This is a genomic window from Limnohabitans sp. DM1, assembly GCF_001269385.1.
In the GTDB taxonomy this organism is placed as follows: domain Bacteria; phylum Pseudomonadota; class Gammaproteobacteria; order Burkholderiales; family Burkholderiaceae_C; genus Limnohabitans_A.
The window spans coordinates 1-8,580 of record NZ_CXOO01000019.1 but is presented as its reverse complement, the minus strand read 5'-3'; the positions used below and the strand labels follow the sequence as shown (position 1 = coordinate 8,580).

Sequence of the window (8,580 nt, the reverse complement as noted above, 5' to 3'; positions counted from 1 at the left end):
GGATGCACGGGCGTTTCCTGCTGAGGTTTTTGGGCAGCTGTACCACCAACGCTGGCGCATCGAAGAAGCCTTCAAACGCCTTAAGCACCGCCTGAAAATCGAAAGCGTCAGCGGCCTGAGCCAGCAAGCCTGTGTCATTGATATCGCCGCCAAAGTGTTGGCCGACAACCTGGGCGCTTTGCTCAGTTACTGTGCCCGTGGCATGCAAGAGCGCACTGATCGAATCTGCAACCGCAGCTACGCGGCCAGCCTGATGCAACGCATGCTGCCCCGTTTGCTGTTGCTGCCTAGCGCCCTTGCGACGTGCATCGCCCAGAGCATCGAACTGCTCAAGGGCAATCTGGTGCGAAGGGTTGAAGGCCGATCTCGGCCACGACCTGCGAGCAAAACAAAGCCGCATCCGCATTTGGCTTACAAGGCGTAGAGGCTTATGTTCGGTGGATTGGGTAGCGGGTGTCGTCCTTGTCCAGTGTTTGCAGTGCACGCAAAAACACATCGGCCATCCAGTGCGCGGGCACGTCGCCTTTGTTTTTGAAGTCGTATTGGGTTTTGAGCGCGGCTTCTGTGGCTGCATCAATGGGGTAGCCCTCGGGCAGCACCTTGTACTCAAAGTTGAGCACCAGCTCGCCTTGGTCGTTGAATGCCACCGGGTTGGACAGCAGGGGAATGAATTCGCGCTTTTGGTCTGCGGCGGCTTTGATGTTGCCGTGCTCGCCTTCTTGCGCTTGGGCCAGGTGCATGTGTACTTTGAGTGGCGAGCCTTCGGGTGCGGTGGGGTCGCCAAAGTCAAAGCCTTGCATGGGCTGCCCCTGTGTTAGGCCTTGGCGGTTCAGGCGCACGGCTTCGGTCAGGTCGAAGCTGAAGTTGCTCAGGTATTCGCCGCTCTTGATGTAGTACTGGTCTTTGTTGGCCCAGTGCAGGTACACCTCGCGCCCGTCGTAGGGCACGCTGTAGGGCGCGGCGCGGCTGTCGTTTTCTCGGGCGTAGTAGCGCTTGCTCAAAAAGTCGCCGTTGTCGTAATAGCGCTCAAAGAAACGGTACAGGTGGTCGTAAATCTCGGCTTCGGTGTTGCCGCCTTCCAGCGCCAGTTTGTAGGCGGCGCGGGCCTGCATGACGGGTGGCGTGGCTTCGGGGTCTGCTGCGCCAAAGCTTTTGGCTTGCTCGATGGCCTCGGCCACTTTCAGTTCGGCATGCTGCACACGGCCTGCGCTTTCGGCCCCAAAAGCGGCTTCAATTTCTTTGAGCAAATCCTTGTCCAGAAACTGGGTTATCTGCTGGCTTTTGGCGTGCATGATTTTGTAGAGGCCGAAGTCCAGCTCGGGTTTGTCGAGCTGGAACAGTTCTTTCAGCAGGGCTTTGAGGCGGTCGCGTTGTTTGTTGTTGTGGGTGGTCATGGTGAATGCGTGTTTTTATTGAGTCAAAGGACTTCCCAGCGCCCGCCCTTGTTGGGGCCAACGCGGCGGAGCTTGCCTGCCTGCTTGAGTTGGTTGATGTGGTACTTGACGCCGTCTTTGCCAATGCCCAGCGCTGCTGCAATGGCCGGGGCGCTCAACTGCGGCTGTTCGCGCAAAAGCTGTACCAAGCGTTCCTGAGTGGTTTTCTGGAGCCAAGCAGCCGTTTCTGGGGTAGTCGAGCCGGCTTCTGGGGTAGTTTCTGGGGTAGTCGGAGCGATTTCTGGGGTAGTCACTGCGACTGCACTGGGCCGTTCAAAGCTGGCCACAAACAACCGGGCGATCTCGCGAAACTCGACATCGGGGGCGTTTTCCAGAATCAGGGGCATGCCGCGCCCCCAGGCTTCGACCATGTCAATTCGCTGGGATGCAAGGCGTCTGGCCAGGCGTCTGCACAGGCACCTGGCTCCATGGCTTGCAGCGCTGACAAGGGGGTGTGGCTGGTCATGTGACCGTCCATTGCAGGGTGAACAGGTGTTCGGTCTGCACTTGCTGCGTCATGCGCTGGGTGAGCTGGTCAATGAGCTGCTCGCGCTTGGCTTGAATGTCGTCGGTGACATCGAAGATTTCTTGCCGCTGCTTGCGCTGCAGGCGTTCGAGCTTGGCGATGCGCTCTTGAATGGCTTGCTGCTCGGCCAGCGAGGGGGCTTGACGGGCTTCGCGCTGGGCCACTTTGATTTGTTCTTTGGTGTTTTTAAGGGCTTGCTCAACGGCCAGTTCCATGTCGGCCGCCCAACGGTCGAGCTTGTCACGGGCTTCGGTGAAGTGCGCGTTGTTGGTCTCCAGCGCGTGGGCCACGGTGGCGTCGGCGTGGCGCGTTGCTTCTTGTTGCAGGCGCGTGGTTTGAGTCAGGTCACCACTGCCTTGCAGCGTGGCGGGCGTGGCCATGAGCTTTTCGCAGGTCTCTTGGTCCAGCGATTGCCCGCCTTCGGTCAGGGCCGAGAACAGCAGGTATTCCTGTTTTTCAAAACTGTCCACCGTGAGCTTTTGCAAGTTGAGCACGCCCGACTGGCCGCGCAGCGCTTCGACCACCGTGATGCGGGCTGGGTTTTGCGCCGGGTCAAACACCAGGCGCTGCACCGGGGTGCTGGCTTGGCAGGCGGCGTGCACCACCCATTCGCCCAGCGGGTGCGACAGGCGGTAGGTGTGGGCGTCTTGCACTGGCTCGTTCACGGCGAGTGAATTCACGTCGCTGGGTTTTTCACGCGAGATGAGGTGGTAGCGGCCTGCCGCGATGCCCGCGTCCATGCCCGCAGCGGTGGGCGCGGGCAGGTCAAAGCTGAGGTGCTCTTCGTCAAACCAGGCTTGCCCGGCCAGCACATGGCGGGTCAGGTCCCAAAATCGGCGGCTGAATTGGTTGAGGTGGCTCAGGGTGTCCTGCCGCTGCAGGCGCAGGCGTTCGTGCACTTCGGCGTCAAACACTTCCAGCAGCTGGCTGCGGGTTTGCGCCATGCGTTCGTCAATGGCGGGTTTCATGGCCTGGCCCAGCGCGGCAAAGGCGGCGTCGATTTGCGCGGGCGTGCGGCAGGTGCGGTAGATGTCCAGAATGCGCCGCTCGATGTCCACCCCGGATTCGATGCTGCCCAGCACTTCATCAGACGCGCCAAACACGCCGTCAAACAGTTTGAATTTGACAGCCAGCAGCTCCAGCACGCGGGCGTCGGCGTGGTTGCGTTCGTTGAAGAAGTTGATGACCACCACGTCGTGCTTTTGGCCGTAGCGGTGGCAGCGGCCAATGCGCTGCTCCACGCGCTGGGGGTTCCAGGGCAGGTCGTAGTTGATGACGAGTGAACAAAACTGCATGTTCACGCCCTCGGCGGCGGCTTCGGTGGCGATCAGGATGTCGGCTTCGTCCCGAAAGTGCTCGATCAGCGCGGTGCGGATGTCGATGTCTCGCGAGCCGCTGATGCGGCCCGTGCCTTGGTTGGCCGTGAGCCAGCGTTCATAGATGTTGCTGGCCTCGGGGCCAGCGTTGGTGCCGCTGAACAGCACCACTTTGCCCGCGTGGCCGTTTTGCTCCAGAAAGCGCTTGAGGTATTCCTGCGTGCGGCGCGACTCGGTGAAGATGAGCGCTTTGCGTTGCGCAGCGCCGCCGGTTTGCATTTGTGCCAACGCGTTGAAGCCCACGTCCAGCGCTTGCAGCAAGGCGGTGGTTTTGGTGTCGGTGCCAATGCCTTGCGCCCAGGCGTGCAGGCGGTCCAGCTCGGCAATTTCGGCGTTCAGGCGTTGGCGGTCGAGCTGGGCGGGGTCTGTGGGGGCGGCAGTCGTCCCGGTTTCTGATGTTTCATCGCTGGCGTTGAGGATTTCGTCCAGCAGGTCTTCTTCCATTTCTTCTTGGCTGACCAGGGTTTCGATCCAGTCGTTTTGGTCCCAGTCGGCGGTGTTCTGGATTTTTTGGTCGCGCAGTTTTTGCAGGCGCTCTTTCATCACGCCCAAGGTGCCCGCAATGGCCAGCGAGCTAGACGCCAGCAGCTTGCGCAGCACCAGCTCGGTCAGGTGGCGTTGGCGGCGGGGGATGGCGTAGCTGTCTTCGCGGGTCAGGTAGTCGCTGACGGCTTCGTAAAACCGGTGTTCGTCGTCCGTTGACCGGAACTTTTGCGTGATGGCTTTGCGCTCGGTGTACTTGATGTACTCGGTCACGTCCTTGCGCAGGGTGCGTTTGCAAAAGCTGTCCAGCCGTTGGCGCAGGCCAGCCAAGTCGCCGCCCGAGCCGGTGAACTGGCTTTTGAAAGCGTTGATGTCGCCAAAGATGCTGTCGTCGATCAGGGTGGACAGGCCGTACAGCTCCAGAATCGAGTTTTGCAGCGGCGTGGCAGTCAGCAGCAGCTTGCGGCTGTCGCCCGTAGCCCAGCGGATGGCCTGGCCAATTTTGTTGCTCTCGCGGTAGGCGTTGCGCAGTTTGTGGGCTTCGTCGATGACGACCAAGTCCCAAGCCATGGAGCGCACCTCTTCTTTGATGCGGGTGGCGTAGGCATACGACATGACCACCACGGCTTTTTGGCGCAGCGGGGCCAAGCCTTGGCGCTGGGCTTCGCGCCAGGTTTTTGGAGTCCAGCACCACGGCGGGCAGGTTGAATTTGTCTTGCAGCTCCAGCGCCCATTGCTTGCGCAGCGAAGCGGGGCAGATGACCAGCAGCTGCCGCTTGCGCTCGGCCCAGTATTGGCAGAGCACGATGCCCGCCTCGATGGTTTTGCCCAGACCCACCTCGTCGGCCAGCAGCACGCCCTTGCTCAGCGGCGAGCGCAGCGCAAACACGGCCGCCTCGATCTGGTGCGGGTTCAGGTCCACGCTGGCGTTGAAAAGCGCCTGGCTCAAACGATCGAGCCCGCCGCCTGCGTGCTGCAAGGTCAGGTCGTGCGCGATGTATTTGGCTTGGTGGGGGGTGAGGTGCATCCGAGTGCGTCGCTCCAGCGAAAGCCTTCGATACTACCTACAAAATACACAAATTAAACCTCTAATTATTTAACAAAATGTAATTTTTTGCGATTTAAAAACTCAAATTTATGATCAAAAGTGGCTTGCTGCGTTTGGTGCAGATTCGACATTTTTTGATGCTCAAAAGATCCGTGTGGGAACCGTAGCTGTGAGCGCTGTGCTGTTTTTTCAGGCTCAATGTATTTGCACCGTCGACCCCAGCCCCGATAATCACCCCATGAAAAATCTACGCCCAGAAACGCTGGGCATCGTGCAGCGGGTTGAAGCCCTCAGCGGGTGTCCCGTCGAATTCCAGCCTGACAGTTCGCTCAGCATCCAAGCCACCCTCCAAAAAGCCCGCCACGGTGCCGCCGCCCATGTGCTGCGTTACCGGCCGGGCAGTGGTCCGCTGGACTATTGGGTCGCGTACCAGTGCGGCTATGCCTTGCGCTTTTATGCTTTGCCACCGGATTTGCGTTTTGACTTCACCGACACGGGGGAGGGCACTGAGCAAGCGGCCACCTTGTTGACCGGTGGTCAGTCGCTGCCCGACGCCGACCTGGAGCGCGTGCCCATGTTCGCGCACAAGGTGGAGCAGTGGGCTTTGATGACGCTGCTGTCTTACCCGGTGGGCATGCGGGTTGACCAGTGGGTGCATGACGAGTTCCCGTCTTTGCGCGACGTGCAGCGCGAAGGCATCCAACAGATCCAGCAAGAAAACCTCCAACTCTTGACCATGGCCATGGGCCGCTTGACGGTGCCCGTGCCTTTGCTGGGCATGCCCGCCGCTTATGCCTTGTTGGCCGACCAGCTGCTGGGCACCAGCGTTTATGCAATCCCGTACCGGGCCGCTGGCGTCATGGGCGTGGGCGAGGCTTTGCGCGATGCGGGCGCTGCGGTGCCCCAAGGCCCCGAGCACGACCGCGCCCTCATCGATGCCTGGGCGCAAGCGCTGGGCATGTCGTCCTGGTACCAGTGGCGTCCTTACAAAATCCTCTCATGATTTCTGAATTCAAAATCCCGCTGCACCGCTTTGACCTGAACCTGCTGCCCGCCGATGCGCGCCAGATTGGCTCCGAGGCTTTCAAGATGGCGGTGTCGATGCACTTTGCGGCCGAGTACGCGGCCAGCGGTCAAAACGCCATCGTCACCGTCGATGACAAAGAAATCGGCGTGATGACTTACCCGCGTGATGCGGATGCGCTGGACATGATCATGCCCATGCTCAAGTCGGGCAAGTTGGCCGAGGCCTTGCCCTACCTGGAAACGCTCACCAAAGACGAGCCCGGCAATGCCGCCGTGCTCTACAACCTGGGGCTTTGCTACAGCGAGTTGGGCCAGTTGGACGAGGCCATCATTCGCCTGAAAAGGGCCGTCAAGATCGATCCCGACTACCTGCACGCGTGGGTGGGCATTGGCGTTGCGTACCACCGGCTGAAAAGGCCCGAGCAGGCATTCGAGGCCTACCGCGAGGCGTCGCGCATCAACCCGAATGACCCGTACACCCTGCGCAACTTGGGCGGGCTGCTGATCGCCATGGACCGGCCGGCCGAGGGCGTGCCGTATCTGCGCAAAGCGCTGGCCTTGTTGCCCGATGACCCGCAAGCCATTTACGGTTTGGCGCTGGGCCTGTCCGATCTGGACACGGACACAGCCGACCGCGAGGCCGATGGCCTGTTCAAGCGCGTCATCAAAGAACACCCGACATCGCCCATCGCTGAACTGGCTGAGAAAGCGCGCACGCGGCTGGCACACAAGCAGCTGGCCGAGGGCTCAGTGGGCGGCCTGCGGCTGGACGTGGTGGCCTATCTGACCGATGCGCTCAAGACTTTCGCCAAAGTCGGCCCCGCGAAGACACGCACCATTGGCGTCGAGGTCGCTTTGCTGGGCCGCAATGGGCTGGAGATCAACGACCCGGCCAAGAAGTACAAGCTGAAAAACCTGCCTGGTGATTTCTCGGGCCTGCACCTGTTGGCGATCATGTACGCGGCGTTTCAGCAAATCGATCCCAGCGCAGATCTGGGGGCGGATTTTGCGGCCGAATATGCGGTGGCTTTGAAGGCTTACAAAAAGCGCTGAATTTGGTAGGATGGTGTCGCTGCAAAAACCCTTGTCTACGCTCTCCCTGTAATCAAGTTGCAGCAAAACCTTACGCACCCAACCGGGTGCGTTTTTTTTAGGGCTGCAGCAACTCTGGTATTGCGCTGACATCTGCCCACACAAAGGCCAGTTGTTCGTAATGCCCCGCAAGCGCTTTGGCCGCTTCGCGGTTCAAGCCCAAGATCAACACGCTGGGCTCACCGGGCCAGCCGTTGCTGGGGTGCTGGCCTATCCCGTCAATGAATGCCAGACCCCGTTTTTTGAGGCTGGTTTTCAGCTCCTGCTGTCGGGCTTCGTTTTCGCGGTCACTGAGCTTTCGAGCGAAAGGATTCCAGGCCGTGATGTACACAGCGTTCAAGACATTGCGGTCTGCCATCAACTTTTTCAGTTCAGGGCAGGGCTTGCCAATATTCATCGTGAACGGCTGTTCGTGATGGACGATGTAATCGGTTTCGGTGAAGGCTTGGTGGAGTTCGGCGTGCAGGTGTTGAGACATCGTCATGGCTTGGTTCTGTTGCAGATTTTTGGTGCCGTTACTCAAACCGCGATGTAGCATCAATGCGGATCTGCATCCAGTTTTCGGCGATATTTTCTCTCGCGTTTTGAACGGCGATCGAGGCACCCTTCAAGTCATCGATATCGTTCTGGTCGCCCCGGCTGGTGCGCCCTAACCAATGACAGGCTTGTGCCAGTTCAACCAGCATCCAATAAAACTGATGGTAGTTCTTGACCAGGTACATGCGGGCTGTGCTGTTGCTGTATCTGGCCATGATCTTGCCGTCATGCCCAACGATCACCGTAGGGTCACCGTAATAGTGCAACCGGTTCAGAAAGATATCCCACGCGGTGTGATATTCGCGCAGATATTCAAAGACCACATAACTGACCTCTGCTTTGTATTCGCGGCCAAGGCGCATGTATTCGCGCTCGATTTTATGGTGCACCTCTTTTAAAGCTTGCTCGTGGTCGTCGAGCATACGGAGCATCTCGTGAGTCGTAATGCGCTGTTTCTGCTGTGCGCCAAACAAGCCATCTTCGTCCGAGATGAAATCACAGCCACATACCTTGCAGTGGCGGTTGATGCGCTCGTCAAAGACTACGCAACCCCCCATGTGAATCAGTCCGTGTCGGCCTGCTTCGATCGTTTCATCGGTCGGCTTCCCATAGACGATTGGTATGGTGGCAGCGCTTTTGCATTTCGGGCAGTGGATGTACATGATTTCTTTGGTTCTCTTGAAATTTGAGTGGGTAAGCTTCTGCCATATTGATCAACTTTTGAGCGTGAATTGATGACTGCCAAGCTGTTTGAATCTGCCCTGGGCATCACTGACCCGTGGTGCGTTGCCTCGGTTGAGTTCGACGAAGGTGCCAAGACCTTGACGATATTGATTGACTTCAAAGTCGGCAGTCGCTTTGCAGTCTCGGGTCACGATGGGCTGCATGGTGTGCACGACACGGTGGCCAAGACGTATCGGCACCTGAACTTCTTTCAACACGAGTGCCATCTGCAAGTTCGCACGCCTCGCGTGAAACTTCCCAACGGTTCGGTGCGGTTGGTCGAGCCTGATTTTGCCGGGCGACTTAATGGCTTCACCTTGCTGTTTGAAGCCTTCA

Annotated in this window: 8 protein-coding genes and 2 pseudogenes; 4 read left to right on the top strand and 6 right to left on the bottom strand. The window is 59.1% G+C overall.

Translation table 11 applies throughout. The features are described from left to right. On the top strand, positions 1-424 hold a 424-nt coding region (locus tag AMM33_RS07510), incomplete at its 5' end, for a transposase (RefSeq protein WP_194945316.1). A gap of 4 nt (positions 425-428) precedes the next feature. Here AMM33_RS07510 and AMM33_RS07505 read toward each other — a convergent pair. The 4 genes and pseudogenes from AMM33_RS07505 to AMM33_RS22660 form a co-directional block, all read right to left on the bottom strand. Next, positions 429-1,394 (bottom strand): hypothetical protein, encoded by a 966-nt coding sequence (locus AMM33_RS07505; protein ID WP_090140062.1) that lies wholly within the window; start codon positions 1,392-1,394, stop codon positions 429-431. Between the two features lie 23 nt (positions 1,395-1,417). Next, positions 1,418-1,804, bottom strand: a complete 387-nt coding sequence (locus AMM33_RS07500) for a helix-turn-helix domain-containing protein (RefSeq protein ID WP_090140060.1) — start codon at positions 1,802-1,804, stop codon at positions 1,418-1,420. 91 nt (positions 1,805-1,895) lie between these two features. Next, positions 1,896-4,466, bottom strand: coding sequence for a helicase-related protein (locus tag AMM33_RS22665; RefSeq protein ID WP_255350679.1), 2,571 nt, complete (start codon positions 4,464-4,466; stop codon positions 1,896-1,898). Positions 4,467-4,551: 85 nt separating this feature from the next. After that, positions 4,552-4,845: pseudogene (locus tag AMM33_RS22660) on the bottom strand (SNF2-related protein); the annotation flags it as partial. Positions 4,846-5,104: 259 nt separating this feature from the next. Between AMM33_RS22660 and AMM33_RS07490 the strand changes: the two are divergent. Both AMM33_RS07490 and AMM33_RS07485 read left to right on the top strand, forming a co-directional pair. Further along, the gene (locus AMM33_RS07490; protein ID WP_194945315.1) at positions 5,105-5,869 is read left to right on the top strand and encodes a hypothetical protein; all 765 of its coding nucleotides are present in this window, start codon (positions 5,105-5,107) and stop codon (positions 5,867-5,869) included. Beyond that, positions 5,866-6,945, top strand: a complete 1,080-nt coding sequence (locus AMM33_RS07485) for a tetratricopeptide repeat protein (protein WP_090140056.1) — start codon at positions 5,866-5,868, stop codon at positions 6,943-6,945. The genes AMM33_RS07490 and AMM33_RS07485 overlap by 4 nt, the downstream gene beginning before the upstream one ends. Positions 6,946-7,042: 97 nt before the next feature. Here the strand turns inward: AMM33_RS07485 and AMM33_RS07480 are convergent, their stop codons facing one another. Further along, positions 7,043-7,468, bottom strand: a complete 426-nt coding sequence (locus AMM33_RS07480) for a DUF3293 domain-containing protein (protein WP_194945314.1) — start codon at positions 7,466-7,468, stop codon at positions 7,043-7,045. 31 nt (positions 7,469-7,499) lie between these two features. Continuing rightward, the gene (locus tag AMM33_RS07475; RefSeq protein ID WP_090140052.1) at positions 7,500-8,183 is read right to left on the bottom strand and encodes a hypothetical protein; all 684 of its coding nucleotides are present in this window, start codon (positions 8,181-8,183) and stop codon (positions 7,500-7,502) included. 72 nt (positions 8,184-8,255) lie between these two features. On the opposite strand from AMM33_RS07475, the pseudogene AMM33_RS07470 reads away from it, so the two are divergent. Continuing rightward, positions 8,256-8,580 (top strand): annotated as a pseudogene (locus tag AMM33_RS07470) (ISL3 family transposase); the annotation flags it as partial.